This is a genomic window from Comamonas sp. CAH-2, from assembly GCF_009668305.1.
In the GTDB taxonomy this organism is placed as follows: Bacteria; Pseudomonadota; Gammaproteobacteria; order Burkholderiales; family Burkholderiaceae_C; genus Comamonas; species Comamonas aquatica.
This window is the reverse complement of record NZ_VSWF01000009.1, coordinates 55,681-82,302: the sequence shown is the minus strand read 5'-3', so window position 1 is coordinate 82,302 and position 26,622 is coordinate 55,681. Positions and strand designations below refer to the sequence as shown.

General features: G+C 66.4%; 28 protein-coding genes. 17 read left to right on the top strand and 11 right to left on the bottom strand.

The window, feature by feature from the left end:
- Nucleotides 1–10 precede the first annotated feature (10 nt).
- The 12 genes from cpaB to FYM52_RS07895 all read left to right on the top strand — a co-directional run bounded on the left by cpaB (nucleotide 11) and on the right by FYM52_RS07895 (nucleotide 10,319).
- Complete coding sequence (cpaB, locus tag FYM52_RS07950) at nucleotides 11–859, top strand: Flp pilus assembly protein CpaB (RefSeq protein WP_154163702.1); 849 nt, start codon at nucleotides 11–13, stop codon at nucleotides 857–859.
- A 66-nt stretch (nucleotides 860–925) separates the two neighbouring features.
- Nucleotides 926–2,467, top strand: a complete 1,542-nt coding sequence (locus FYM52_RS07945) for a type II and III secretion system protein family protein (RefSeq protein WP_154163701.1) — start codon at nucleotides 926–928, stop codon at nucleotides 2,465–2,467.
- Between the two features lie 14 nt (nucleotides 2,468–2,481).
- Nucleotides 2,482–2,802, top strand: a complete 321-nt coding sequence (locus tag FYM52_RS07940) for a hypothetical protein (protein WP_154163700.1) — start codon at nucleotides 2,482–2,484, stop codon at nucleotides 2,800–2,802.
- A 162-nt stretch (nucleotides 2,803–2,964) separates the two neighbouring features.
- Complete coding sequence (locus tag FYM52_RS07935; protein WP_043382419.1) at nucleotides 2,965–3,180, top strand: Flp family type IVb pilin; 216 nt, start codon at nucleotides 2,965–2,967, stop codon at nucleotides 3,178–3,180.
- A gap of 32 nt (nucleotides 3,181–3,212) precedes the next feature.
- Nucleotides 3,213–3,413, top strand: coding sequence for a Flp family type IVb pilin (locus FYM52_RS07930; protein ID WP_043382416.1), 201 nt, complete (start codon nucleotides 3,213–3,215; stop codon nucleotides 3,411–3,413).
- A 63-nt stretch (nucleotides 3,414–3,476) separates the two neighbouring features.
- Nucleotides 3,477–4,775, top strand: coding sequence for a TadE/TadG family type IV pilus assembly protein (locus FYM52_RS07925; RefSeq protein WP_154163699.1), 1,299 nt, complete (start codon nucleotides 3,477–3,479; stop codon nucleotides 4,773–4,775).
- 16 nt (nucleotides 4,776–4,791) lie between these two features.
- On the top strand, nucleotides 4,792–5,277 hold the full coding sequence (locus FYM52_RS07920) for a TadE/TadG family type IV pilus assembly protein (protein ID WP_154163698.1): 486 nt from the start codon (nucleotides 4,792–4,794) through the stop codon (nucleotides 5,275–5,277).
- On the top strand, nucleotides 5,274–5,738 hold the full coding sequence (locus tag FYM52_RS07915; protein ID WP_154163697.1) for a TadE/TadG family type IV pilus assembly protein: 465 nt from the start codon (nucleotides 5,274–5,276) through the stop codon (nucleotides 5,736–5,738). The genes FYM52_RS07920 and FYM52_RS07915 overlap by 4 nt, the downstream gene beginning before the upstream one ends.
- Nucleotides 5,739–5,754: 16 nt before the next feature.
- The gene (locus FYM52_RS07910) at nucleotides 5,755–6,915 is read left to right on the top strand and encodes an AAA family ATPase (protein WP_154163696.1); all 1,161 of its coding nucleotides are present in this window, start codon (nucleotides 5,755–5,757) and stop codon (nucleotides 6,913–6,915) included.
- 29 nt (nucleotides 6,916–6,944) lie between these two features.
- The gene (locus FYM52_RS07905; RefSeq protein ID WP_154163695.1) at nucleotides 6,945–8,369 is read left to right on the top strand and encodes a CpaF family protein; all 1,425 of its coding nucleotides are present in this window, start codon (nucleotides 6,945–6,947) and stop codon (nucleotides 8,367–8,369) included.
- A gap of 21 nt (nucleotides 8,370–8,390) precedes the next feature.
- Nucleotides 8,391–9,380: a type II secretion system F family protein gene (locus FYM52_RS07900; RefSeq protein WP_154163694.1), complete on the top strand. Its 990-nt coding sequence runs from the start codon at nucleotides 8,391–8,393 to the stop codon at nucleotides 9,378–9,380.
- 27 nt (nucleotides 9,381–9,407) lie between these two features.
- Entirely contained in the window at nucleotides 9,408–10,319 is a 912-nt protein-coding gene (locus FYM52_RS07895) for a type II secretion system F family protein (protein WP_154163693.1), read from the top strand.
- 121 nt (nucleotides 10,320–10,440) lie between these two features.
- On the opposite strand, the gene FYM52_RS07890 is transcribed toward FYM52_RS07895, so the two are convergent.
- The 4 genes from FYM52_RS07890 to FYM52_RS07875 all read right to left on the bottom strand — a co-directional run bounded on the left by FYM52_RS07890 (nucleotide 10,441) and on the right by FYM52_RS07875 (nucleotide 13,372).
- Nucleotides 10,441–11,511 carry a metallophosphoesterase gene (locus tag FYM52_RS07890; protein ID WP_154163692.1) on the bottom strand — a complete coding sequence of 357 codons (1,071 nt, stop codon included), beginning with the start codon at nucleotides 11,509–11,511 and terminating at the stop codon, nucleotides 10,441–10,443.
- A 135-nt stretch (nucleotides 11,512–11,646) separates the two neighbouring features.
- Nucleotides 11,647–12,138, bottom strand: a complete 492-nt coding sequence (locus FYM52_RS07885) for a dihydrofolate reductase (RefSeq protein ID WP_154163691.1) — start codon at nucleotides 12,136–12,138, stop codon at nucleotides 11,647–11,649.
- 132 nt (nucleotides 12,139–12,270) lie between these two features.
- Nucleotides 12,271–13,092, bottom strand: a complete 822-nt coding sequence (locus FYM52_RS07880; RefSeq protein ID WP_154163690.1) for a thymidylate synthase — start codon at nucleotides 13,090–13,092, stop codon at nucleotides 12,271–12,273.
- A gap of 16 nt (nucleotides 13,093–13,108) precedes the next feature.
- Nucleotides 13,109–13,372 carry a hypothetical protein gene (locus FYM52_RS07875; protein WP_154163689.1) on the bottom strand — a complete coding sequence of 88 codons (264 nt, stop codon included), beginning with the start codon at nucleotides 13,370–13,372 and terminating at the stop codon, nucleotides 13,109–13,111.
- On the opposite strand from FYM52_RS07875, the gene FYM52_RS07870 reads away from it, so the two are divergent.
- Nucleotides 13,362–13,979: a hypothetical protein gene (locus FYM52_RS07870; protein WP_154163688.1), complete on the top strand. Its 618-nt coding sequence runs from the start codon at nucleotides 13,362–13,364 to the stop codon at nucleotides 13,977–13,979. The genes FYM52_RS07875 and FYM52_RS07870 overlap by 11 nt on opposite strands.
- 235 nt (nucleotides 13,980–14,214) lie before the next feature.
- Here the strand turns inward: FYM52_RS07870 and FYM52_RS07865 are convergent, their stop codons facing one another.
- Nucleotides 14,215–15,651, bottom strand: coding sequence for an FAD-binding oxidoreductase (locus FYM52_RS07865; protein ID WP_042412274.1), 1,437 nt, complete (start codon nucleotides 15,649–15,651; stop codon nucleotides 14,215–14,217).
- A gap of 154 nt (nucleotides 15,652–15,805) precedes the next feature.
- On the opposite strand from FYM52_RS07865, the gene FYM52_RS07860 reads away from it, so the two are divergent.
- Entirely contained in the window at nucleotides 15,806–16,741 is a 936-nt protein-coding gene (locus tag FYM52_RS07860) for a LysR family transcriptional regulator (protein ID WP_154163687.1), read from the top strand.
- On the opposite strand, the gene FYM52_RS07855 is transcribed toward FYM52_RS07860, so the two are convergent.
- Entirely contained in the window at nucleotides 16,738–17,127 is a 390-nt protein-coding gene (locus FYM52_RS07855; protein WP_043382367.1) for a DUF2069 domain-containing protein, read from the bottom strand. The two genes, FYM52_RS07860 and FYM52_RS07855, sit on opposite strands and share 4 nt — an antisense overlap.
- Before the next feature lie 21 nt (nucleotides 17,128–17,148).
- Here FYM52_RS07855 and FYM52_RS07850 point away from each other — a divergent pair, with 21 nt between their 5' ends.
- Nucleotides 17,149–18,459 (top strand): YhjD/YihY/BrkB family envelope integrity protein, encoded by a 1,311-nt coding sequence (locus tag FYM52_RS07850; RefSeq protein WP_154163686.1) that lies wholly within the window; start codon nucleotides 17,149–17,151, stop codon nucleotides 18,457–18,459.
- Between the two features lie 341 nt (nucleotides 18,460–18,800).
- The gene (locus FYM52_RS07845; RefSeq protein WP_154163685.1) at nucleotides 18,801–19,598 is read left to right on the top strand and encodes an alpha/beta fold hydrolase; all 798 of its coding nucleotides are present in this window, start codon (nucleotides 18,801–18,803) and stop codon (nucleotides 19,596–19,598) included.
- Here the strand turns inward: FYM52_RS07845 and FYM52_RS07840 are convergent.
- The 4 genes from FYM52_RS07840 to FYM52_RS07825 all read right to left on the bottom strand — a co-directional run bounded on the left by FYM52_RS07840 (nucleotide 19,584) and on the right by FYM52_RS07825 (nucleotide 23,461).
- Nucleotides 19,584–20,474: a PoNe immunity protein domain-containing protein gene (locus FYM52_RS07840; protein ID WP_154163719.1), complete on the bottom strand. Its 891-nt coding sequence runs from the start codon at nucleotides 20,472–20,474 to the stop codon at nucleotides 19,584–19,586. The two genes, FYM52_RS07845 and FYM52_RS07840, sit on opposite strands and share 15 nt — an antisense overlap.
- A 391-nt stretch (nucleotides 20,475–20,865) precedes the next feature.
- Nucleotides 20,866–21,675 carry an alpha/beta fold hydrolase gene (locus tag FYM52_RS07835; protein ID WP_154163684.1) on the bottom strand — a complete coding sequence of 270 codons (810 nt, stop codon included), beginning with the start codon at nucleotides 21,673–21,675 and terminating at the stop codon, nucleotides 20,866–20,868.
- A 59-nt stretch (nucleotides 21,676–21,734) separates the two neighbouring features.
- Nucleotides 21,735–22,157: a GNAT family acetyltransferase gene (locus FYM52_RS07830; RefSeq protein ID WP_154163718.1), complete on the bottom strand. Its 423-nt coding sequence runs from the start codon at nucleotides 22,155–22,157 to the stop codon at nucleotides 21,735–21,737.
- A 5-nt stretch (nucleotides 22,158–22,162) separates the two neighbouring features.
- Nucleotides 22,163–23,461 carry an O-acetylhomoserine aminocarboxypropyltransferase gene (locus tag FYM52_RS07825; protein ID WP_154163683.1) on the bottom strand — a complete coding sequence of 433 codons (1,299 nt, stop codon included), beginning with the start codon at nucleotides 23,459–23,461 and terminating at the stop codon, nucleotides 22,163–22,165.
- A gap of 344 nt (nucleotides 23,462–23,805) precedes the next feature.
- On the opposite strand from FYM52_RS07825, the gene FYM52_RS07820 reads away from it, so the two are divergent.
- On the top strand, nucleotides 23,806–24,273 hold the full coding sequence (locus FYM52_RS07820; RefSeq protein WP_154163682.1) for a CBS domain-containing protein: 468 nt from the start codon (nucleotides 23,806–23,808) through the stop codon (nucleotides 24,271–24,273).
- Nucleotides 24,274–24,369: 96 nt separating this feature from the next.
- Here the strand turns inward: FYM52_RS07820 and FYM52_RS07815 are convergent, their stop codons facing one another.
- Complete coding sequence (locus FYM52_RS07815) at nucleotides 24,370–26,583, bottom strand: EAL domain-containing protein (RefSeq protein WP_154163681.1); 2,214 nt, start codon at nucleotides 26,581–26,583, stop codon at nucleotides 24,370–24,372.
- Nucleotides 26,584–26,622: the final 39 nt, after the last annotated feature.

Sequence of the window (26,622 nt, the reverse complement as noted above, 5' to 3'; positions counted from 1 at the left end):
GGAGACTTCCATGAAAAACCTCAAGGCACTGGGTCTTTTCATCCTGGCGGCACTCGCCAGCCTGGCTGCTGCGGTCTATGCGGCGAACTGGGTGGCCCGGCGCGGCAGCATTGATGCCGACAAGGTGGTCGTGGCGGCTGCCGACATCCCTCTGGGCAGCAAGATCATGCCCACCATGCTGAACACGGTGGACTGGCCCCGGGGATCGATTCCCGAAGGTGCATTCCACGATCTGCAGCAACTGCAGGACCGGGTGGTCAAGGTCGGGGTGCTGCGTGGGGAGGCGGTCCTCGAAGGCAAGCTGGCGCCGGTGGGGACCAAGGGCGGGCTGGCCGCTGTCATCGCACCGGGCAAGCGGGCCATGACGGTGCGGGTCAATGACGTGGTGGGCGTCGCCGGCTTTGCCTTGCCGGGCAACTATGTGGATGTGGTGGTCAATGCCCAGCAGGAACGCGGCAAGACCGAGGAGCTGCGGCAGATCAGCAAGACCGTGCTGGAGAACGTGCTGGTGCTGGCCGTGGCGCAGGAGGCCGACCGCGACGAAACCAAGCCCAAGGTGGTCAGTGCCGTGACGCTGGAACTCAGCCCTGGGGATGCGGAAAAGCTGGATCTGGCACGCAGCGTGGGCAGCCTTTCGCTGGTGCTGCGCAACCAGATCGACAAGGAGCCGATCAGCACGGCAGGCATCACCAAGCAGCAGCTGTTCGGCAGCGCCGAGCCCGCCCCGGTGAGTGCTCCCATACCGGCCGTCGCCCCTGCCAAGCCGGCCGTGCGGCGCAGTAAGCCTGCTGCGGTGCCCGCTGCCGCCACCTGCGTCGAGGTGATCCAGGACGGCAATCGCAACCTCAATTGCTTCTGATTTCAGACCACCAACAACCCAGAGAGGTCGGCTGTGCAAAACCACCATCTAACTACCGCAGCCAGCATGCTGCTCGCGGGTGCCGCCACGGCATTGACCGCCCATGCCCAACCTGCCAGTGCACCGCAGGCAACGCCGGCCGTGGCACGCACGCCCATGCCGGCCAGGCATTGCACGGCCATTCGCATGGAAGAACCAGCGACCGTCACCCTGGGTAAATCCGTGGTGATTCCGCTGAGTTCCCCGATGACCCGCATCCTGGTGAGCGGCCATACGCCGGCGTCGGCGCCTGCCGGTGCGGCCGCCCCCGCGGGGGCGCAGATGCCGGCGCAGGTGCAGAACGGCATCGGGGACATCGAGGTGCAACTGCTGAGTCCACGGGATCTGTTCTTCCGGGGGCGCAAATCCGGCGCCATGAATGTGATCCTGCAGAACGCCCAGGGCACCTGCTTCATCAAGGATGTGGTGGTCACGATCGACCCCGGACCCTTGCAGGCCAAGCTGACCGAGCTGATGCCTGAAGAGCGTGGCATTCGTGTCCAGGGGGCCGACAACGCCCTGGTGCTCAGCGGCGAGATCAGCAATCCGTTGCGCCTGGACGATGTGATCACGCTGGCCGGGGCCTACAGCGACAGCAAGAAGATCGTGAATCTGCTGCGCACCACCTCGCCGCACCAGGTGATGCTGGAAGTGAAGATTGCCGAAGTCAGCAAGACCCTGCTCGACAAGCTGGGGGCCAGCTTTGGCCGGCAGACCATCAACGGCAACAACACCTACTCCATCATTTCCAACTTTCTGAGCGGCGGCGGCGGTGTCTTGAACGCCTTGCGCATCGGTGGCAACGGCAACCGGGCCGGGTTGACCATCGACGGCCAGAAGGACGATGGTCTGGTGCGTATCCTGGCAGAGCCCAACATCATGGCCATCAGCGGCCAGCAGGCCAGCTTTCTGTCGGGCGGCAAGATCTTTATCCCGGTGGCACAGAGCAATACGAACGGCGTGCCGGTGATGACATTAGAGGAAAAAGAGTTCGGCATCGGGGTCAAGTTCACCCCCACGGTGCTGGGTAATGCGCGCGTCAACCTCAAGCTGGTGTCCGAGGTATCGGACTTGTCGCAGACCGGTTCGCCCTTCACCTCGATCAACGGCGTCACCTCGGTGATTCCTTCGCTGTCGGTGCGGCGAGCCGACACCACGGTGCAGCTCAACGACGGGCAAAGTCTGGTGATCGCCGGCCTGATCAAGAACAACATCACCGAGGCGGTCAAACGCTTCCCGGGTTTGGGTGAAATTCCCATCCTGGGGGCGCTGGCACGCAGCACGGAATTCCAGACCGACCAGACCGAGTTGATGTTTGTCATCACCCCGCGCCTGGTGCAGGCGCTGGTGGAGTCGCCCCGTGTGCCGACCGACAACCATGCCGTGCCCTCGCGTGCCGAGGTGTACCTGAACGGGGCGCTTGAAAGCGCGACGCCGGCCTCGGCGGTCTCCACACCGGTCCCCGGGACCTCGCCCGGTGCTGCAGCGGCACCGACGGCACTCCCCCCCCTGCCCAGCGCGGAGTCGCCGTCAATCGGCAGCCCCGATCCACAGAACACCGCCCAATGAACCGGAGGCACGCCATGAACGCACGCACCCTCCTGCTGCCGCTGACCACAGCTGCCATGCTGACCGCTTGTGGCAGTACCACCCCCCACTACGACGCACGCTTTGGCCAGGCCGTGCGGGATGCGCGGCTGCAGATGACCATCAACCCCGATGCCGGCAAGACGCAAGGCGTAGGCCCGGATGCTGCCATCGGCATGGATGGCCGCAGCACCCAGCACGCCATGGACCGGTACGAGCAAAGCTACAAGTCCCCACCGCGGGCCGTCAATGTCATCAACATCGGTGGCTCCTTGAGCAGCGGATCGGATGGCGGCGAAGGGGGCAGTGCGCCTTAGCCCGGACGCAGCCTTACCCACGCATGGACCGAGCACTACCGATTGGAATCGAAAGGAGCACAGATCGCACAGTGGCCTTGCACGCCAGTTCAGAGGATCCCAAGGATCCATCGCAATCCATGTACATGTTTTCGATCTATCTCTCACTTTTGAGGTGTCACCATGAACAAGCTCGCACAGCAATTTGGCCATTCCCTGCAGTCCTTCGTCGACGACGAAGAGGGGGCCCAGGTCATTGAATACGCGTTGATCATCGCCCTGGTGTCGATCGCACTTGCGTTGGCACTGCGAGGACTTACCGCCAACGGTGGGTCCTTCAGCACCTTCATCACACGCGTTGGCACCTGTCTGGGGCTGACCTCCGGCACTACCTGCTGACCAGCGTCCGCGATCTGATCCAGGAGAGTGCGATGTTCATACCTACCCGTTGGAACATGCGCCTGCGCCGCTTTGCACAGGATGAGGAAGGCGCCCAGGTCATCGAGTACGCGCTCATCATCGCCATGACGTCGATCACCTTGGCGTTGATCTTGCGCGGGCTCTCCGGAGGAACGCTGACCAATTTCATCACTCGCGTTTCGGAGTGTCTGACCGACGGTGCCTGCACTTAGGCCACCGGAAGGCATGGCACAGGCCTGCCTTCCGGTTCCCCCCAATTTTTGGATGCAACGACCATGACCCCCCGCATTCTTGCCCCCTCCTTGGCGCGACGTGCCAGCGGCAGAAGCCGGCACGGTGCATGGCGTCGCCAGCAGGGTGCCATCATCATCACCGTGGCCCTGTCCCTGCTGTTCCTGCTCGGTTTCATGGGGATCGCACTCGACTTCGGTCGATTGTTCGTCACCAAGACCGAGCTGCAAACGGCTGTGGACAGTTGCTCCTTGGCGGCCGCCCAGGAACTGGACACCGCCAGCGATGCACTGTCCCGCGCTGTCAGCGCCGGCCTGGCCGCAGGCAATCTCAACCGCGTGCAATTTCAAAGCGGCAGCGCTGGGATTGCCGCCTCGGACATCACTTTTAGCGACGCCCTCAATGGCAGCTACAGCAGCAGCTTTCCGTATGCGACGGCCAAATACGCCAAGTGCCGGCATGCACAGACCGGTATCGTGCCCTGGCTGCTGCAGGCCATGGGTGCTTTCAGCGGCAACAGCGCCTATGGCAACAGCCAGACCGTGGCCGCCGTGGCAGTCGCCACCCGCGCACCGGCACAGACGGGCTGTGCGATACCGGTGCAAATCAACCCCAAAAACACGGTCAAGCCCGACTATGGCTTCACCAAAGGCGAGTGGATCCCCACCGTCTACGACGAGAACAGTTCCGGCAACGACGTCACACCGGGCCACTTCGGCTGGGCCAACTTGGATGAAAGCGCGAATGCCGACGAGTTAAAGAACGAGTTGCAGGGCAGTGGCCACTGCAACCTTCGGATCGGGGCCGAGGTCAATACCCCCGGCGCCAAGTTCTCGGCCAGCGTGGCCTGGAACACCCGGTTTGGCCTGTACAAGCAAGGCGGCGGCAACCCCTCGGTCACGACGGCGGCGCCGGACCTGACCGGGTACTCCTACACCGCGACCAACTGGCCCGGCAAATCCAATGCGATCACGGATTTCCTGGCCAAGCGCGCAGACCACCGCTCCTACGGTGATCTGGCCGACAGCGTGAACGCGGGCGACACGATCACCGGCCTGAACATCAAGAGCGGTTACAAGGACGCAGAGATGGCCACCCATGCCGCCGGGCCGAACGCGCTGGCCAGTTGGGGCGGCAACCGCCGGCTGGTGCTGGCGCCGTTTGTGGTCGGGGGCAAGATCGATGGCTGGGCCTGCGTGCTGATGTTGCACCCCATCGACAGCAACAAGACCACGGTGTACCTGGAGTACATCGCGAATGCCTCCACCGCCGAGAGCAAGTGCACGACCAACGGCCTTCCCGGCGGGGAGTCCGGGCCCCTGGTGCCCGTGCTGGTGCAATGAGCCGAGGAGTCCAGCCATGCCATCCCCCCGCACTTCCCACCAGCACGGCGTGGCGCTAATCGAGTTCGCGCTGACCCTGCCTGTGCTGCTGGTGCTGACCTTCATCACCACCGAATTCGGGCGTGCCCTCTATCAGTACAACACGCTGACCAAGGCCGTGCGCGATGCGGCGCGCTATCTCTCGGTCCAGGACCCGATGATCGCCACCAGCGATCCGCAGGGGCTGATCACCAAGGCCAAGAATCTGGTGGTGTTTGGCAATGTGGCAGGGACCGGCGATCCGTTGGCCATCGGCCTGTCGGTCAGCCAGGTGCCCAAGCCTACATGGCAGCATGCCGGAGCCTCGCCCGTCATCAACACGGTCACCATCCGCATTGCGGGGTGTGCCACGTCGGCCCCGCCTTGCTACAAGTTCACCCCGCTGGTGTCCAGTGTGTTCGGCGTGACCTTCGGCACGGTGAATTTCTCGGACATCAGTGCCACGATGAGGGCGCCGCTATGAAATACACCGCCCATCGCCAGCAACAGGGCGCCACGATCATCGAGTTCGCCCTGGTGCTTATGGTTTTTCTGACGTTTTTCTTCGGCATCCTGGACTTCGCCCGCATGCTCTGGACCTGGAACGCGGCCAACGAAGCCACGCGCTGGGGCGCCCGCGTGGCCGTGGTGTGCCCCCAGGACACAGCCAAGGTGCTGGACCGCATGCAGCAGTTCCTACCGCAGCTGACCGCCGCGAACGTGGTGGTGGACTGGTACAACGCGGCCGGCAACCTGGACAACACCTGCACGCCAGCCACCTGTGGGGCCGTCAACATCCGTATTCGCGACCTGAACTACCAGTGGATCACGCCCGTGGGTTTCAGTCTGCCGAATGCCATTTCAATGCCCAGCTTCGCCACCTATTTGCCGCGTGAAGCCATGGGCACGGACCCGAACAGTGCCGCTGTTTGTTTGGTGCCCTGAACGAGGGAGCCTCAGCATGAAAATCGCCATCATCTCCCCCAGCCCCCAGCACCTGCAGGCGATGGCCCATGCACTGCAGGAGCGGCTGCACCAAGTGCAGATGTTCGAGGGCGGCAAGACGCGCATGCCGACGGTGGCCGAGCAGGAGCAACCCGACCTGATGGTGGTCGATGGCATGTGCTGCGATCCCGACGATCTCGCGCCCGTGGAGCAGGTCACGACACGCTACCCGCGCATGGCAGTGGTGCTGCTGTGCGCGCAGCAAACGCCTGAATTCTTGCTGCAGTCGATGCGGGCCGGGGTGCGTGAGGTTCTGGCCTCGCCCGCCCCGCTGCAGGCGCTGGTCGATGCCGTGCAACGCATCGCCGCGAAAATGCAGGACAGCCTGCCCCACCGTTTTCAGGGCCAGACCCTGGCGTTTTTGCCGTGCAAGGGTGGGGCGGGGGCCACCTTCCTGGCCACCAACCTGGGCTGGGCGCTGGCGCGCCAGCATTCGGTGCTGCTGATCGACCTGAATCTGCAGTTTGGCGATGCGCTGTCCTACCTGCACGACGGCAAGCCCAGCTCCACCGTGGCCGACGTGGCCCATGACATCCACCGCCTCGACGCCTCTTTCCTGTCGGCCAGTGCGGTCAAGGTCAGTGCAAACCTGCATGTGCTGGCGGCCCCCGAGGATGCGATGCATGCCATGGACGTGGAGCCGGAGCATGTCGACGCCATCGTGCAGCAGGCGGCGTCGCACTATGAATTTGTGCTGCTGGACATGGGGCGTGTGCTCGATCCGCTGTCACTGCGTGTGCTGGACCGGGCGCAGTTCATCGTGCCGGTGGTGCTGCCCAACGTGCCCGCCGTGCGCAATGCCCAAAAGCTGCTGCGCATGTTCAAGGACCTGGGTTACCCGGAAGCCCGCCTGCATCCCGTGCTGAACCGGGTGGACAAGCGCCACGACATCGGCCTGCCGGAAGTGCGCAAAACACTGGGCGCGAGCTTGCAGTGGCACGCCATCCCCGATGCGCCGCAGGAAGTCCAGGCCGCGATCAACGCTGGCACCCCCTTGGCCGAGACCCACCGCAACAGCCCCGTGGTGCGCGACCTGGCGGCCTGGGCCGAGGCCCTGTCGCCCCAGGTCCATGCTGACAACGGCGGCTTTTTGAACCGGCTGTTTCGCCGGGCCTGAACCTTTGACTTGCACACAAGGAGATCGCCATGTCACTCCGAGACTTTCTGGCCACTCCGGCGACACGGACCTCCAAGCCGGGGCTGCAGCCCGTGCCGGAAACTGGCGACAGCGCCGACATGCCGGTGGCCGACGCCGCCTCACCCGCGGTGCCGCTGGCCGCGTTCCATGGGCACTCTGCCGCTTACCTGGCGCTGCGCAGCCGCATCCATGCCAAATTGCTGGAGCGCTTTGACTTGGCGGCCATCGACACGCTGTCCAAACAGAGCCTGCAGCAAGAGATCGCCAGCATGACCGAGCGCCTGCTGGCCGAGGACACCACGGCGGTCAACGAACAGGAGCGCAAGCAGCTGATCCGCGACATCCAGCACGAGATGCTGGGCTTCGGCCCGCTGGAGCAGCTGATGGCCGATCCCGCGGTGTCGGACATCCTGGTCAATCGCTACGACCAGATCTATGTGGAGCGCCAGGGCCGGCTGGAACTGACCCCCGTGGTCTTCACCGATGAAAAGCACCTGTTGCGCATCATCGACAAGATCGTGTCGCGCATCGGCCGGCGCATCGATGAATCCAGCCCGATGGTCGATGCGCGCCTGCCCGATGGGTCGCGGGTGAATGCTGTCATTCCGCCGGTGGCGCTGGATGGCCCGATGATGTCCATCCGGCGGTTCGCACGGACACCGCTGCGCATGGACAACCTGATCCAGGATCTCAAGAGTCTGACGCCCGGCATGGCCATGGTGCTGGAAGCCTTGGCCAAGGCCAAGGTGAACATGATCATCTCGGGCGGCACCGGGGCCGGCAAAACGACGCTGCTCAATATCCTCTCGGGCTACATTCCGGCGGCGGAGCGGGTGGTCACCATCGAGGACGCCGCCGAGCTGCAACTGCAGCAGCCGCATGTGGTGCGCCTGGAGACCCGTCCGCCCAACATCGAAGGCCGTGGCGAGATCACGCAGCGCGCCCTGGTGCGCAACGCCCTGCGCATGCGGCCGGACCGCATCATCATCGGCGAGGTGCGCGGTGCCGAGGCGGTGGACATGCTGCAGGCCATGAACACCGGGCACGAGGGCTCGCTGACCACCATCCACGCCAACAGCCCGCGCGATTCGCTGGCGCGGTTGGAGAACATGGTCGGCATGGCGGGCCTGAACCTGCCGCACCAGGCAGCGCGCCAGCAGATTGCCGCGGCCATCACGGTGATCGTGCAGGTGCTGCGGCTGACGGATGGCAAGCGCAAGATCACCAGCATCCAGGAGATCACCGGCATGGAGGGCGAGGTGGTCACCATGCAGGAGATTTTTGCCTACACCCAGACCGGTGTCGGCCCAGGGGGCGAGGTGCAGGGGTATTTCCATGCCACCGGTGTGCGGCCCAAGTTTGCCGACCGGCTCAAAGGCTTCGGGATCGCGCTGCCGGACAACGTTTTTGCACCGGAGCGCCACTACCAGTGAGCGCGCCCAGAAGGAGCTGCCATGCTGTCCTTTTTCGGTTCCCATTCGATCCTGGTCATCGTCGGTCTGGTGTTTGTGTCCGTGCTGCTGCTGCTTGAGGCGCTGCACCTGGTGTGGAAGCAGTACAAGAGCCCCGAGGCCAAGCAGCTGGAGCGCCGCCTGCGGGCGCTGTCGGCCGCCGACGACCGCAGCACGTCCACCAAGCTGGTCAAGGAGCGGGTGCTGAGCGGCATGCCCACGGTGCAGCGCGCGCTGCAGAGCATGCCGCGTGCGCACCAGCTGGACCGTTTCATCGTGCAAGCCGGGCTGGAGTGGACCGTCTCCGGCGTGCTGCTCAGCTGCGCCAGCTTGTTCATGCTGGGCGTCTTTGGGGCCACCTTGCTGCGCCAGTCCATGGGCTTGGCCGCCATCGTGGGCGTGGTGCTGGGGGCCTTGCCCTGGCTGTACCTGCAGTACCGGCGGCGCCAGCGCCTGGGGTTGATGGAGCGCCAGCTGCCCGAAGCCCTGGATCTGATCTCGCGCGCGCTGCGCGCCGGCCATGCATTCTCCGCAGGGCTGCAGATGGCCGGCGAGGAACTGGCCGAGCCGATTGCCGGCGAGTTCCGCATGGTGCACGACGAGATCAACTACGGCACCTCGCTGCAGCAGGCCCTGCTCAACCTGGGCGAGCGCGTGCCGGTCACCGATCTGCGCTACTTTATCGTGGCCGTGCTGATCCAGCGGGAATCGGGCGGCAACCTGACCGAGATGCTCACCAACCTGAGCCGCCTGATCCGCGAGCGCCTGAAGCTGCACGCCAAGGTCCGCGTGTTGTCGGCCGAAGGGCGGCTGTCGGCGTGGATCCTGGGGCTTATGCCGTTCGCCGTGGCGGCCTTGCTCAATCTGCTCAATCCCGAGTTCATGTCCGCGCTGTGGACCGACCCGATGGGCACGTCCATCCTGCAATGGCTCGCGTTCTTGATGGTGATTGGCGTGCTGATGCTGTACCGGATTGTTCGCATCCGGGTCTGAAACGGCCCTGAACGCAAGGAGGCTGCCATGTTCATCGTTGCCCTGCTCACTTTCACCGCCGTCATGCTGGCTGCGGGGGCCTTGTTCCTGTGGGTGACGCCCTCCGTCACGGAGCAGCGCCTGCAGGCGCTGGCGCCCGCGACCGAGGACCGTGGCTGGACGGAAACCGTGGTCAAGCTGGTGGGGCCGTTTGCCCACTTGTCCTCGCCCACGGCCGGCATGGACGCCACGCCCTTGCGGCTGCGCTTTCTGAACGCCGGCATCCGCCATGAGAGCGCGCCCCTGCTGTACTTTGGCGCCAAGACGCTGCTGCCCGTAGGCGTGGCCCTGGCGGTGTACGCGTCCATGGTGACGGCGGGCGTGACGGACAGCACCCAGCTGATGCTCTACACCTTGCTGGCCGCGTTTGCGGCCTGCTACCTGCCGAACCTGTGCCTGCGCTGGATGGCGGCCCGCCGCAAGCGCGAGATCTTCGAGAGCTTTCCCGATGCGGCCGACCTGATGCTGGTCTGTGTGGAAGCAGGCATGGGGCTGGATGCCGCACTGGGCAAGGTGACGGAGGAAATTCGCCTGCAAAGCGAAGCCCTGGCGCAGGAGCTGCACTGGACCAACCTGGAGATGCGTGCCGGCAGCACCCGGGAGAAATCCTTGCGCAACTTGGCCGCGCGCACCGGGGTGGACGAGATCTACACCTTTGCCACCATGCTGACGCAGGCCGACCGCTTTGGCACCAGCATCGGGGAATCGCTGCGCGTGTTCTCGGACGACCTGCGGCACAAGCGGCAGATGCGCGCCGAGGAACTGGCCGCCAAGGTGCCCACCAAGATGCTTTTGCCCTTGGTGACCTGCATCTTCCCGGCGATTGTGATGGTGGTGCTGGGCCCGGCGCTGATCCGCATCGTGCGCACGGTCTTGCCGATGATGGCCGGCCAGGGCTGAGGTAGCGGCCACGCCCGCTTTGCGACGCACTGCCCGTCGAACCTGATGGCGGTGTGGCTGCGCCGAGGCGCTGGTGCCGCGGAAGTTGCGTGGGCGGCGGCCGGCCTGGGCCAGCCGGCCGTCAGGCGGCCACGGCCAGGGCCGGGCGCATGAAGCCGGTGGTGGCGTGGGTGCTGCCGTCGTCGAACACCAGGCTGCGCTCGGGCCAGCGCAAGGCGGCCAGCTTCATGTGGGCGTGCGGGCGGCCAAAGGTGCGGGCCTGGGCCCGGGCACCGACGGAATAGTCCACGCAGAACACGTTGCCGCGCCGGCCCAGCCAGGCAAACGGCGCCGCGCCGCGGAACAGCCCCTCGTGCGTGGTCTGGGCCGGCAGGGTGGAGCGCCAGTAGTGGCCGACAACGACGGGCGTGTCTTCGGCATAGCTGTTCCACCAGGCCATGCGCTCCACAAAGCGCCATTTGTTGCCAGCGAAGAACGGCTCGGGCGTCTGGCGCTCCAGCCCGCAGGTCAGCACCTTGAGCGGGTTGAACAAGGCCTTGTTGAGCTCGTTGTCGCAGTGGGCCTGCAGGAAAGGCGGGCAGTGCTCGCCGTCTTCCAGGCTGTAGGGCCAGATGCTTTTCTCCGCGGCCATGCGTTCGGCAATGCTGCGCTGCTGGGCCACGGCGGCGGCCTGGGCCTCCCAGTGGTCGTACTCGGCGCGGGCCGTGCCCAGAGGCATGGCGCGGGCCTTGTCCACATCGGGTGCATGCCAGGCGGCGTGGATGACGCGCAGGTCGGCGCGCTCCAGCGCCAGGGGCAGGCTGTTGAGAAAGGTCTCGATGCGGGCGCGCTGCAAGGTGTTGGTGGCGCGCGCGAACTGGCTGTATTTGGTGGTGTCGCTGGCCAGGCGTTCCTCGAAGTACCAGCCGGCGCCGTCCTTGGGGTCGTGGCGCAGCAGGTTGATCTCGTGGTTGCCGGCGATGGCGCAGGCGTTGCCGCTTTCGACCAGGCGTTGCACCAGGTCGACCACGCCCGGGCTGTCCGGCCCGCGGTCCACGAAGTCGCCGACAAACACCAGGGTGCGGGCCTGGGGGTGGCGGCCGCTGTCGTCGTAGCCCAGGTGGTGCAACAGGTCCTGCAACGCAGACAGCTCACCGTGGATGTCTCCCACGATGTCGAGCGGGCCGGGGGGCAGGGGCTGGATCAGGCTCATGGCGGCAAGGCTTTCAACGAAAAAAACGCCCGTTGGCAATTGAACGGGCGTTCCATATTGTTGCAATGCAGCAAAATCGTCAACCCGTCTTCACCCTGAGTCGGCTCATCTTTGTCGCGTGGGCTGCACTCGCTGTCAACGCTGGCGGGTGTAGCGCACAAAACTGAAGGGCAGGCCCTGGGCGCTGACATGGTCTTCGCGCGTGGCTTCCTGCCACTCGGCGCCCAGCACGGGGGCATGGGCATCGCCGTCGAAGTCCTGGTGAATGATGGTGACCTCGATCACATCGGCCAGGGGTAGGGCTTGGGCGTAGATTTGTGCGCCCCCCATGACCCAGACGGTGTCGCCCTGTTGCGCGCCGGCGTGCAGGGCTTCTTCCAGGCTGCTTGCGCGCAAAACGCCCGCGGCCTGCCAGTCGCTGTTGCGGGTGACGACGATGTTGGTGCGCCCGGGCAGGGGGCGAAAGCGCTCGGGCAGCGAATCCCAGGTCTTGCGGCCCATGACCACGGGGTGGCCGCTGGTCAACTGCTTGAAGTGGGCCAGGTCCTCGGGCAGGTGCCAGGGCATGCGGTTGTTCAGGCCGATCACGCCGTTGGCGGCGCGGGCATAGATCAGGTGGATGGCCATGGACGGGGGTCTTCCAGAGAGCTGTGCAAAAAAGTGAGCTGCCTGCGCGCGTTATTCATAGACTTTGGATGCTTTGGCATCGCAAGTGCTTGAAATACGCGCGCTGACTGCTCTGGTTTTAATACAGGGGCGTCACACCGCCACGGGCGCCTTGATGGCGGGGTGGTGTTCGTAGCCTTCGACCACGAAGTCCTCGTACTGGTAGTCGAAGATGGAATCGGGCTTGCGCAGGATTTTGAGCGTGGGGTAGGCGTGGGGCTTGCGGGCCAGCTGGGTCTCAACCTGCTCGAAGTGGTTGTTGTAGATGTGGCAGTCGCCACCGGTCCAGATGAAGTCGCCCACCTCCAGGTTGCACTGCTGGGCCAGCATGTGGGTCAGCAGTGCATAGCTGGCGATGTTGAAGGGCACGCCCAGGAAGATGTCGGCGCTGCGCTGGTAGAGCTGGCAGCTGAGCTTGCCTTCGGCCACGTAGAACTGGAAGAAGGCGTGGCAGGGCATCAGGGCCATCTGGTCCAGCTCGGCCACGTTCCAGGCGCTGACGATGATGCGGCGGCTGTCGGGGTTGGTGGTGAGCTGCTTGACCACTTCGGCGATCTGGTCGATGTGGCTGCCGTCGGCCTTGGGCCAGCTGCGCCACTGCACGCCGTAGACCGGGCCCAAGGAGCCGTCTGCACGCGCCCATTCGTCCCAGATGGTGCAGCCACGCTCCTGCAGCCACTGCACATTGCTGTCGCCGCGCAGGAACCACAGCAGCTCCAGGATGATGGACTTGAGGTGCACCTTCTTGGTTGTGACCAGGGGGAAGCCTTCGCTCAGGTCAAAGCGCATCTGGTGGCCGAACACGCTGCGCGTGCCCGTGCCGGTGCGGTCCCCCTTGCTGACGCCATGTTCATACACATGGCGCATGAAGTCTTCGTACTGCGAACGGACAGGGCGGTCTGTGGTGGTGGTCATGGGCTGCATCTGCAAATCAAAAACAAAACCGCCCTGTGCGCAACAAGCTTGCTTGCACCAGCACCGGGCGGCCAACGGGCCATTGTGCCATCGCTGCCTGGGTGGCTGCAGCCATCAGGGCAAATGCGGTCTTGACGGACAGACGTTCCACCAGTGTGCAGGGACAATCGTCACAAGCATCGGTTAAAAAGACCGTGAGCCAATATCTATCTAGCGCAGGCTGCTCTCTTTTTTGAGGGCTGTTCGGCGCACAGACCTGGAGGACACTGATGAAGCGCATGTTCAATCCGTGGCACACCCTGGCGGTGCTGGCCATGGCCACCACCCTGGCCGCCTGTGAACCTTCCGCCCCCTCGCCCAAGCTGGACGGGCCGGCGCCAGCCCCCGCACCTGCGGCGGGCCCCGGGACAGAGGCGGTGCACGGCCTGGGGGCCGATGCCGCCACGGTGGCCGCCAGCGTGGCCAAGGCCGACGCCCCCCATGGCGACGGGGCCACGCAGGCCGCCGCATCGCCGCTGGCGGAGCTGCGCAGCTACGTGGGCACCTACCCCAGCGACAGCAATGTGAGTTTTCTGGAGCAGGGCGTGCTGGCCGAACGCCTCAAGCAACTGCTGGGCAAGGACTACCCCACGCTGCTGGCCAACATGCGCACCGTGGGCCCGCTGACCGAAGACCGGGGCCGCTGGTTCATCACCGGCAACCGCCCGCATGAGGGCGGGTCCGAGGCGGCCGCCATCGTCGTCGATGCGGCCCAGAACGCGGTGCGCGTGTGGATGCTGCACGAAGGTGCCACCCGCGAATTCCTTGATCCCCAGGGCGTCAGCGTGCCCTGGCCGCAGGATGTGCAGACCTTGATGGGCAACCACGCCGCGGCGCCCAAGGGCTGAACCCTGCGCGGTGCGGTGGCGCCGGCCCATGCAACCACGCCACGGTGACCGTGGCGTGGTGCACCGCGGTGGCGCGGCCTGTGCTGGACAGGGCCACCGGCCTCGCAGATCGGCAAAACCGGGCCCGCTGGGCTGGGGATTGCAGCGTCTGCAAGACCGCCCCGGGCTGGGTGGCCGTGCGTGTACCGTCTGGTCTACTGGGCGCCCCGCAGGTCACCGCAGGTAATCCGACCGCTTAAGCGCGGTCCAGCACCTGCAGCACGCAGCCGGGGTTCATCAGGCCTTGCGGATCCAGGGCCTGCTTGATGGCGCGCATCATGCCCAGCGCCACGGGCGATTTGTAGTGCGCCAGCTTGTCGGCCTTGAGCGCGCCCACGCCGTGCTCGGCCGAGAACGAGCCGCCGAACTGCGCCACGGCGTCGTAGACCAGGGTGTTGACCAGGTCTTCCTTGTCGCGCAGGAAGGTCTTGCCGTCCTCGCCCTCGGGCACCTGCACGTTGTAGTGCAGGTTGCCGTCGCCCAGGTGGCCGAAGTTGACCAGGCGCACGCCAGGAATCTCGCGCTGCAGCACGGCATCGGCATGCTCCACAAAGGCCGGGATGCGCGACGCCTGGATGGAGATGTCGTGCTTGATGTTCAGGCCTTCCTCGGCCTGGGCCAGCGGAATGCTTTCACGGATGTGCCACAGGTCGTGGGCCTGGGCCATGCTCTCGGCCACCACGGCGTCCAGCACGCAGCCTTCTTCGAAGGCCAGCTCCAGCAGGTGCTCGAAGCGGGCGCGGGCGTGGGCTTCGGATTCGCTGTCCGAGTTTTCCAGCAGCACGCAGTAGGGCGCCTCGGCCATGTCGGCAAATGGCACGCGCAGTTGCGGCATGTGCTTGACCACCAGGGACAGCGCGAAGCGGCCCATGACCTCGAAACCGGTCAGCCCGGCGGCCAGGTGCTGGTGCGCCAGGCCCAGCAGGCGCACGGCGGCTTCCATGCTGGGCACGGCGGCAAAGGCCGTGAGCTGCGCGGCGGGCTGGGGGAACAGTTTCATGGTAGCCGCAGTGATGATGCCCAGGGTGCCTTCGCTGCCTATGAACAGGTCGCGCAGGTCGTAGCCGGTGTTGTCCTTGCGCAGGCCGGTCAGGCCATCCCAGATCTCGCCCTGGGGGGTGACGACCTCCAGGCCCAGGCACAGCTCGCGCGCATTGCCGTAGCGCAGCACCTGGGTGCCGCCGGCGTTCGTGCCCAGGTTGCCGCCGATGGTGCAGCTGCCCTCGGCCGCCAGCGACAGGGGGAACAGAAAGCCCGCCTTGTCTGCCGTTTCCTGCAGGGTCTGCAGGATCACGCCCGCCTCGACGGTCACGGTCAGGTTGTCGGCATCCAGCTGGCGCACGGCCTGCATGCGCTGCAGGCTCAGCACCACCTGCTGGCCCGAGTGGTCGGGGGTGGAACCCACGGACAGGCCGGTGTTGCCGCCCTGGGGCACGATGCTGACCCCGGCGGCCGCACAGGCCTTGACCACGGCGGCCACCTCCTGGGTGGTGCCCGGGCGCACCACGGCCAGGGACTTGCCGTGCACACGCTTGCGCCAGTCCTGTTCATAGGCGCTGAGGTCCCCCTCGGTCAGCACATGGGCGGCCCCCACGGTGTGGCGCAGGGTATCGAGCAAAGCAGTGGAAGTCATGGCAAGCAGGTGGCCCGCAGAGGGCGCACGAAAGAAGTCACAAAGGAAACAGGCCCCATCCTAAGCCCGTCAGGCGGGTGCCGGCAGGGGCGCACGAAAAGCATAAGCCTAGGGGATTGCCGACTGCGGAACAATTGGAATAAATTTCAGGTTTATGCCAGTTTTTCCGAATAATTTCAGCCTGCGCCAGCTGCGCGCCTTTGATGAAGTGGCGCGCCAGGGCGCGTTTGCCCCGGCGGCGCGCGAGCTGTGCATCACCCAGTCGGCGTTGTCCGAGTCGATCCGCCAGCTCGAAGAGGCGCTGGGCATGCGCCTGTTTGACCGCACCACGCGCACCGTGGGCCTGACCAGCGCGGGCCAGGCCTTCCTGCAGGATGTGCGCCACGCCTTCGACACGCTGGAGCAGGGCGTGCAGCACCTCAGCGACCTGGCTGCCCTGCGCCGGGGCAAGGTGCGGATTGCGGCCGCGCCCTCGGTTCTGGCGGTGCTGCTGATGCCGGCATTGCCCCGGCTGCGGGCCGAGCACCCGGGCATCGAGGTCGATCTGATCGAGGACAGCGCCGAAGGCATAGCGCTGCGTGTGCACAGCGGGCAGGTCGACTTTGGCGTGGGCGCGGCCCACCCGGCCGGGGGCGAGCTGCTGACGCAGCCGCTGGTCAGCGACCAGATGGGGTTGGTGGCCCAGGCCGATGAGCCCTTGTTGCAGGCCGCGCAATTGCACGCGGCCGACCTGGCGCAGCTGCCGTTCGTGGGCTTGACCACGGACACCGCCATCAGCCAGTTGCTGGCCACGGCCCCGGGCATGCCGGCGAATGTGCTGCACACGCCGCTGCGCGTGTCCAACCCGGCCCTGCTGTTCGACGCCGTGCGCCAGGGGTTGGGCGTTAGCCTGATTCCGGCCCTGACGGCGCAGCACCCGGCGCGCGGGGCCCTGGGCTTTCGCGTGCTGGACACGCCGCAGGTGGTGCGCCGCACCTTGCTGATCCAGCGCCCGCGCCGGGCACTGTCTCCGGCGGCGCAATTGCTGTGCGAGGCCTTGGTGGCGCAGGTGCACACCCTGTCGCACCAGGCCGGGATGCTGCCGGATTAGGCCAGGGCCGCCTTGGCGGCTTTCTGGCGCAGGCGCACGTGCAGGGCGCAGGCCACGAACAGCAGCAGGCACAGGGCGATTTCCACCAGAGCCAGCCAGCGGCCGGGTGCCGTGTCGCTCCAGGCGCGGACCACGCCCTCGGTGAAATACAGCCACACCACCAGGCTGACCCAGCGGTAGGTGTACATGCGGCGCTTGAGCAGGCCCGCCAGCGGGATGCACAGCGGCAGGGCCTTGAGCACCAGCCACGAGCCACCGGGGCGCAGCGGCGCCAGCCACAGCTCCCAGGCCACGCTCAACACGATCAGGCCCAGCAGGCTGCCCACGGCCAGCCAGCGGGTGGCAGCCACATCGCTGCCGGGAAGGGGGTTGGTTGCGGAATTCATCGGGGTGGCATCATACGGGGCATGGTCACCACCTTACACCGAGCACGTCAGCGCACGCGCCAATTGTTCAAAACCCTGCAGTCTTTCCCGTGGCGCAACACCCTGCGCACCCTCAAAACGCGCTTCAGCCAGGACCAGCTGGGTCTGACGGCCAGCAGCCTCACCTTCACCACCTTGCTGGCCCTGGTGCCCTTCTTCACGGTGCTGCTGTCGGTGTTCACGGCCTTTCCCAGCTTCGGGCGCCTGCAGGAGACCTTGCAGCGCTGGCTGGTCGACAGCCTGATTCCCGCCGAGATCGCCGTGCAGGTGATGAACTACCTGGTGCAGTTCTCCAGCAAGGCCAGCCAACTGGGCGTGGTGGGCCTGGCCTTCTTGCTGCTCACGGTGGTCAGCCTGATCCTGACCATGGACAAGACGCTGAACCACATCTGGCGCGTGCAGCGCATGCGGCCGCTGGGCCAGCGCCTGCTGATCTACTGGGGCGTGATCACCTTCGGCCCGTTGCTGATGGGCCTGAGCATTGCCACCACCTCGTACGTGCTGTCGGCCTCGCGCGGGCTGGTGGCGGTGCTGCCGGAAAGCGTGCAACTGGGCTTCAATTCGCTGGAGTTCATGCTGCTGTCCGCCGCCATGGCGGCGCTCTACCACTTTGTGCCGAACACGCCGGTGCAGTGGCGCCACGCCTGGGCCGGCGGGCTGTTCGTGGCCGCGGGCATGGCCCTGGCCAAGAAAGTCCTGGGCCTGTACCTGTCGACCGTGCCCACCTACTCGGTGATCTACGGCACCTTCGCCACCTTGCCCATCCTGCTGATCTGGATCTACACCTGCTGGGTGATCTTTCTGCTGGGGGCCGTGGTGGCCGCCTACCTGCCCAGCCTGCTGGCCGGCAGCAGCCGCAGCCTGCACGAGCCCGGCTGGGAGCTGGAGCTGGCGCTGGAGGCCATCGCCGTGCTGGAGCCGCTGCGCAGCCAGGACCAGCGCGGCCTGCCCGCCATGGCCCTGGCCAAGCGGCTGCGTGTCGACCGCCTGCAACTGGAGCCGGCGCTGTCCGCCCTGACCAGCATCCGCTGGGTGGGGGCCATGCCGGAATCCGGCACCGCCTACCTGGAAGAGGGCGAGCCGCGCTACGTGCTGCTGGCCGACCCCGACCAGACCTTGCTGGCCCCCTTGCTGCAGCACATGCTGATCCGCCACACCGAGGGCACGGATGCGCTGTGGCGCTCCGCCGGCTGGGAGCACCGCCTGCTGCGCGATGCGCTACCCGGCAGCCACGGTCCCTGCAAGGACCCCGTGGCCCAGGCCGGCGCCACCAGCCCTGCAGCGGTCCACTGAATAGTGATGAAATCGGGGTGCAGCACAGATGGGGTATGCGCTGATTGCTGCGTTTTCAGGAGTTTTTTTCACCGCCTGACCGCAGACAAAACGAAGCCCCGGTGCATGCGCAACCGGGGCTGTCGGCGACCACCTAGACTTGGTGCGAAGCCGTCTGCCTGTGTTTTCGGCCGGCGGGGCGGCAACTTGAGGCCGATTTCACCACCTGCTTGTGGCCTGCTGGCGCAGGGCGGCCCCCGTCGCCGGCCAGACAGCCCGGGGCTGGGGGATGGCCTAGCATCCACCGGGCCTCCGGTGCAGGGCCGGTGGCGCCTTCCTGACTGACTGTGTACCGCGCCACCATGCTGTCTTCCGTGATCACGCCCCAGATCTTCCGTGTGCCGACGCCCGAGGGCCAGTTGCATGTCCAGCGCTGGCAACCGCCGGTGATGGCGGACAAGGCGCCGGTTGTGCTGTTGCATGACTCGCTGGGTTGCGTCGCCCTGTGGCGCGCGTTCCCGGCGCAGTTGGCGGCCGCCACCGGGCGCGCCGTGATCGCCTACGACCGGCTGGGCTTTGGCCAGTCCGATGCGCACCCGGGCCGGCTGGCCCCCGGTTTTGTGCAAGCCGAGGTGGCCGCCAGTTTCACGCCGGTGCACCAGGCGCTGGGGCTGGACGACTTCGTCATCTTGGGCCACAGCGTGGGCGGCGGCATGGCCGTGCAGGTGGCAGCGGCGTATGCCGCGCAGTGCCGGGCCTTGATCACCGAATCGGCGCAGAGCTTTGTCGAAGACCGGACCCTGGCGGGCATCCGTGCCGCCCGCGACCACTTTGCCCAGCCCGGCCAGCTGGAGCGCCTGGCGCGCCACCACGGCGACAAGGCCGCCTGGGTGCTGGCGGCCTGGGTGGAGACTTGGCTGAGCGCGGCCTTCGCCGACTACCGCCTGGACACGGCCTGCCAGCAGGTGCGCTGCCCGGTGCTGGCGATCCATGGCGAGTGCGATGAATTCGGTTCCCTGGTGCATCCCGAGAACCTCTGTGCCTGGACACAAGGCCCTGGCGAAATGGAAATCATCGCCGGCGGTGGCCATGTGCCGCACCGCGAGCAGCCCGCGCGCATCGTCCACCGCATCGCCGGTTTTCTGTCAGGCGTCGCCTGAGTCGCCCTGGGCCAGGCGCCCGCGGGCGTAGTCGACCAGATCGGCCGGATAGTGGGGGCTGCTGCGCAGCGCGCGGTCCTCCCAGCCGTAGAGCACGGCCAGGGCTGCGACTTCCAGCGCCCAGTGGCCCGTGCCCAGCCACGGGCGGCTTTTTTGCTGCTGCTGGGGCGAGCGTTGGAAGAACTCCAGGTACTGGGTGTGCAGACAGGGCAGCAGCGGCTCGGGCAGGGCTTCGGTCACCTGCTCAAAAAACGGCCGCAGCGCGCCATAGGGGCGCGGGTGGTACAGGGTTTCGCTGACCTCCTCTAGCTCCAGGGCTCCGGTGCTCAGGTCGTCGAGCAGTTGGTCGGTATCGAAGGCCAGCACCTGCTCCACGAGGGCGGGCACTGCTTCCTGCACGTCGAGCAGCGTGGCCAGCGACAGCAGGGTCACGCCGATGGGGTATTCGGCGCTGCGGCTGCTGATGGGCGCGGCCACGCCATGGTCCTCGCCGGTGGCCTGCCGCAGGCTGGCGCGGGCATGCTCGGCCACGCCGGCCGCATCGCGCCACAGGACGACGATCTGCTGATAGACCGGGCGCAGCACATCGCCGCTCAGGCCCAGATCGATGCCGTGGACCAACAGCCCGTGCGCCTGCTTGCCGGCCTGCTGCCACTGCCCATAATTTTCCCGTGCGGCCTGGGCGGCGAAGGCCTGTGGTGTCTGGTAGTCGGCACTGCCGGCAAAGCGCGTGAGGGCCGACAAAGCTTGTGCCCAGCCGGCTTTTGTGTCGGCCAGATTCAGAGGGCGCCAAGGCGAGGTTGCAGTGGGTGGAATCTGGGCCCAGGCGGCGCAGGCCGCGGCCAGCTGGCCGGAGGGCAGAAAGGCATTGCGCATGGCCGCAAGCATAAGAGCGTATCCACGATTGCCTCACGCCGTGGCTGAGAAATCGCGCAGCCGGCAAAGCAAGGCCGCACACTGCCCCGGACCGGGTGCCTGCCAAGCCACGGTCCCGAGGGGGAGCGCCATCGGGCGAGTTCTGCACGCGGTCTTGTGTGGGCACCGCGGTGCGCCAGCGCTTCAAACGCCTCCAGCGTTTGTGCAACGTGGCGGCGCAGAGATTCTGGGCATGCGCTCAGGACGCTGGCACCCTAAAAAACCGGATCCTGCAAGCGCCGGCCTGCCCGTGGCACACGGGGGCACCATCAGGCACTTGGCCACCCCAGGCCGCGCCAACGGTCGGCCTGGCCGGCCGCAAGGCATGGCACGCAGCGCAGGGCGCGAAGACTCAGGACGCCAGAAAATCGTGCACCGCAAACAGCGTCGCGTCCGGGGACTCCGTCATCTGGTTGTGGCCGTGGGGGATCATCTGCACTTGCACGGCTTTGCCTGCGCCTCGGGCGGCCTCGATCAGGCTCTTGGCGGCCTTGGGCGGCGTCATCTGGTCCTGTTCGCCCAGCACGAACAGCACTGGGCAGGTGATGGCCGCCATGGCCGCTTCGCCGCCGGCATAGTTGTCGCAGGCGGTGAAGCCGGCATGCAGCAGGTTGGTGTCGGCATTGCTGGCCAGCACGCGGCGACCCAGGGCCATGCCGGCGCCAAACACCCAGCTGCCCGCGCCATTCGGCGGTGCCAGCGTGGCGCGCGAGAAGGTGTTGACCATCTGGATGGCCTGCTCGGGCGTGTTCAGGGCCGACGCCAGCAGCGCGGGCGAGACCTTCATCGGAAAGGCCGTGCCCACCAGGACCAGGTGGCTGATGCGCTGCTGCAGGCGCGCTGCGGTCTCCATGGCGATCAGGCTGCCCCAGCTGTGGCCGACCAGGGCGGCATGCTGCAGCCCCGCGGCATCCATCAGCTGCGCGATGCTGTCTGCGGCGGCTTCGACCGACAGCGGGGGCGTGCCGCCGCTCCTGCAATGGCCGGGCAGGTCGATGGCCAGCACGTTCCAGCCGTGGTTGGCCAGGTAGCGGCTTTGCAGCGCCCAGACGCTGTGGTCGCACAGCACCCCGTGGATCAGGATGGCCGTGGGCTTGGTGGCATCGAAGGCCTTGCCGCCGGTGTAGGCGTAGAGGGGGGCGTTGTTGACTGTGAAAAACATAGCTGTCTCCGCAATATGGATAAGCGCCAGAGGCTGTTTTTATGAGAATGTTGGGGGGCTCAGTTGTCGGCAATCAGCCGCTTGCCCAGGCACACGCTGTGGTCGTGCACATAGCCCAGGCTGGCGTAGAAGGCGAGGACGGCGTCGTTGCCGGCGCGCACCTGCAGGTTGAGCTTGGGGCAGCCACGCGCGGTCAGCATCTGCTCGGCCAGCTGCACTAGGCGGCGGGCATGGCCCTGGCGCTGCAGCGATGGGTGCACGGCCAGGTAGTTGATCCAGCCGCGGTGCCCTTCGTAGCCAATCATGATCGAGGCCATGACCGCGCCGTCCGCGTCCGTGCCCACCAGGAACAGCTCGGGTTGCACCTGCAGCTTGCGGTCGATGTCCTGGTAGGGATCGTTCCAGGGCCGCGTCAGGCCGCAGGCCTGCCACAACTGGACCGTGGCCTCGGTATCGGCGGGCGCGAACGCGCGGATCTGCAGCGCCATCAGGCCGCCTTCTCCGCAGCCTTCAGCGCGCGCTTGAGGTCGTCGATCAGGTCGTCGGCATCTTCCAGGCCGATCGACAGGCGGATCGTGCCCTGGCCGATGCCGGCCTGGGCCAGTGCCTCGTCGCTCATGCGGAAGTGCGTGGTGCTGGCGGGGTGGATCACCAGCGAGCGGCAGTCGCCCACATTGGCCAGGTGGCTGAAGACCTTCAGCGTTTCGATGAACGTCTTGCCCTGGTTGCGGTTGCCGGCAATGTCAAAGCTGAACACCGAGCCCGCGCCGCGCGGCAGCAGCTTGCGCGCCAGGGCGTGGGAGGGGTGGGTCTCCAGCATGGGGTGGCCCACGCGGCTGACCAGCGGGTGGCTGGCCAGGAACTGCACCACCTTCTCGGTGTTCTTCATGTGCTTTTCCATGCGCAGCGGCAGCGTCTCGATGCCCTGCAGGATCAGCCAGGCGCTGTGCGGGCTCATGCAGGCGCCAAAGTCGCGCAGGCCTTCGCGGCGCGCGCGCAGCAGGAAGGCGCCGACGGTGGACTCCTCGCTGAACACCATGTTGTGGAAGCCGTCATAGGGCTGGGTCAGTTCAGGGAAGCGCCCCGACTTTTCCCAGTCAAAGCAGCCGCCATCGACCACGATGCCGCCGATCACCGTGCCGTGGCCCGACAGGAACTTGGTGGCCGAGTGGTAGACGATGTCCGCGCCATGCTCGAAGGGCTTGATCAGCCAGGGCGAGGTCAGGGTGGAGTCGACCAGCAGCGGCACGCCGGCTTCGTGGGCAATCGCGCTGACGGTGGGAATGTCCAGCACATCGAGGCCGGGGTTGCCCACGGTTTCGCCGAAGAACAGCTTGGTGTTGGGGCGCACGGCGGCTTTCCAGCCGTCGATGTCGCCGGGCTTGACGAAGGTGGTCGCTATGCCGAAGCGCGCCAGCGTGTAGTGCAGCAGGTTTTGCGAACCGCCGTACAGGGCCGTGCTGGCCACGATGTGGCTGCCCGCGCCCATAAGCGTGGCAATCGACAGGTGCAGCGCCGCCTGGCCGCTGGCCACGGCAATCGCGCCCACACCGCCTTCGAGCGCCGAGACGCGCTGCTCCAGCACCGCATTGGTGGGGTTGGAGATGCGGCTGTAGACATGGCCCGGGCGTTCCAGGTTGAACAGGCTGGCTGCGTGGTCGCTGGATTCGAAGACGAAGGACGTCGTCAGATGGATGGGCACGGCGCGCGCGCCGGTGGCGGGGTCGGGCTGGGCGCCCGCGTGCAGGCTGAGGGTGTCGAAGCCGGGATCGGCATAACCGGGCATGAAGCGTCTCCAGATCAATCAGGGAAATGCCGAACATGCTGGCACAGATGCGCGCACGGGGCAGCCAATTGGGCGACCGGGCGACCTGCGGAAAACCCTGAGGCCCCACCCCGCACGCAGGGGCGCGGCGTGGTTGAAAAACCATAGCTGCTGGCGCGCCAGTTGGCGGTGTTTGCTGCGCTTGGGTGTCCATTCCAGAGGGTGGGCAAGCGCGGGCAGCTACTTTTTATGTAGCGTGGGTGTCCGCCGTGTGGCAGATCCGGCCCGCACCGCCCTGGATGTGGGCTATATTGCGCCACAGGCGCCGCCGCAGGCTGCGGCAGCCATTCCTGGAGAGACAAGACATGAAAGTGAGCGACATCCTGCGCCTCAAAGGCAGCACCCTGTATGTGGCACAGGCCGACGATGCCCTGGCCGATGCGGTGGCGGTGATGGCGGAGAAAGACATTGGCTCGCTGGTGGTCATGGAGCATGGCGACGTGGCCGGCATGCTGACCTTCCGCGAGGTGATCCAGGCCACGGTCAAGAACGGCGGCAGCCTGGGCACGACGCGCGTGCGCTCGGCCATGGACGATGCCCCGCTGACCTGCACCATGGAGACCGAACTGGACGAAGTGCGCCGCATGATCCTGGACCGCCACGCGCGCTACATGCCGGTGATGGACAAGGGCATGCTGATGGGCGTGGTCAGCCTGTACGACGTGGCCAAGGCCGTGGTGGACAGCCAGAACTTCGAGAACAAGCTGCTCAAGGCCTACATCCGCGATTGGCCGCAGCAAGAGCCCAGCGATTCGCAGGACCAGCGCCGCTGAGCCCTGGCGTGTCCGCACTGGGCGCGGTACGGTGCCCCCGAAAAAAAGCTTCCCGCTGGGAAGCTTTTTTCATGCCCGCCGCACGATCCGCGGGCTTCAGTCGTTGGGGTGGGTCAGTGACGCTGCCGCGTGGCGCTCGGCGTGCTGCTGCACCCAGGGGCCGATGTCGGTGGCCGGCATCGGCTTGGCGAAGCGGTAGCCCTGCAGCACGGGGCAGCCGTGGCGCGCCAGCCAGTCGGCCTGTTCCTGCGTTTCCACGCCCTCGGCGACCACGGTCATGCCCAGGCTGGTGGCGATGTTGAGCACCGAGCGCGTCAGGGCGCTGGCGGCACTGCTGACGGTCACATCCTGCACAAAGCTCTTGTCGAGCTTGAGCTCGGAAATCGGCAGGCGGTGCAGATAGCTCAGGCTGGAGTAGCCGGTGCCGAAATCGTCCATGGACAGGCGCATGCCCATGGCGTGCAGCGTCTGCAGGTTGTTGAGCGTGGCGGGGCTGCTGTCCAGCATCACGCTTTCGGTGATCTCCAGCATCAGGTCCTGGCCGGTCAGACCATGGCGCAGCAGGGTCTGCTGCACCTGCATGGCGAAGTCGGGGAGGTGGAAGTTGTTGGTGGACAGGTTGACCGACACGTGCGGCATGGGCACGCCCTGGGCACGCCAGGTGGCCAGTTGGGTACAGGCCGCATCAATCAGCCAACTGGTCAGGGTGTGGATCAGGCCGGAGTCCTCGGCCACGGCGATGAAGCGCGGCGGCGGCACCCAGCCCCATTCGGGGTGCTGCCAGCGGGCCAGCGCTTCCACGCCGTACAGCCGGTGTTGCCCGCTGCTGCAGATCTGGGGCTGGTAGTGCAGCTGCAGGCCGCCGGCGGCCAGGGTGGTGCGCAGCTCGCGCTCCATGTCGGCGCGCTCCTGGCTGATCTTGCCCATCTCGGGGCGGTAGCGCTCCCAGCGCTGGCTGCCCTGGCCCTTGGCGGCATACATGGCCTGGTCGGCATGGCGCAGCAGGGTTTCGATGTCGGTGCCGTCCTCGGGGTAGGTGCACACGCCGACGCAGGCATTGGGCGTGGTCATCACGCCGTTGATGCTGAAGGGCTCGGCGATGGCATCCAGCATGCGCTGCGCCAGAAAGGGCATCTGGTCGGGGGCGCAGTGCGGCATCAGGACCGCGAATTCATCGCTGGACAGGCGCCCGACCACGTCTTCGGGGCGTGTGCAACTGCCCAGGCGGTCGGCAATTTCGCGCAGCAAGGCATCGCCGGCGGCGTGGCCCAGGCTGTCGTTCCACAGCTTGAAGCGGTCCAGGTCCAGAAAGAACACCAGGCCCTGGTGGCCGCGCATGGCGTGCAGGGCCTGCTCCGCGCACTCGTTGAACATGGTGCGGTTGGGCAGCCGTGTGAGCGTGTCGTAATAGGCCAGCTGGCGGATGCGGTGCTTGCTGGCGTCGCGCTCCATGGCCACGGCGCACAGGTGCAGGCAGGCCAGCACCAGCTGGCGGTGCAGCTCGTTCGGGCTGCGCGGGGTGTCGAAATAGAAGTCCAGCGTGCCGACGACCCGGCCTTCGTGGTTCTTGATCGGGCTGGACCAGCAGGCCCGCAGGCCGGCGCTGGTGAACAGGGTGGCGACGGCGCTCCAGTGCGCGTCCTCGGTGATCGTGTGGACGATCACTTCATGGCCGAGGTAGGCGGCCGAGGCGCTGGCACCGTGGTCGGGGCCGGAGCGCACGCATTTCATCAGCTCCAGCACCTGGGGCGCGATGCTGGGCGCGGCCAGCGGGTTCAGCAGGCCACTGGCATCGACGTCCATGACGCAGACCTTGACCTGGGGAATCATCTGCTCCAGGGTGCCGCACATGTCGTGCAGCAGGTTGGCCAGGGGCTTTTCCATGACCACGTCTTCCAGCATCTGGCGCTGCAGGGCTTCGAAGCGTTTGGTGAAGCCGATGTCGGTCAGCACGATGACCTCGGCCGTGGTGCCGACCTTGGGGAAGGGCTGGCGGTTGAGGGTATTGACCGTGGCCGCGACCCACAGGGGGCTGCCGTCTTTGCAGCGCAGCAGCAGCTCGCCGGTGTAGACGCCGTGCTGCTCCAGCTCGTCGCGGATGTGGGGCGCCAGCTCCGTGTCCTGTCCCAGCAGCTTTTCCAGCGGCCATCCGTCCTGCATGTCTTGCAGGCTGTAACCCAGCAAACGCGTAAAACCTTCGTTGACATGGGCCACGCGCAACTGCTCGTCGGTGACGAGCCAGGCACTGTTGCTGCTGTGTAGCGCTTGTAACCAGTCCGCGGTGGGGGTGGCTGGTGTCAAGATGGTCATCAAGCGGCTTCCTTGAAAAATTTCTCAAATAGTAACAAG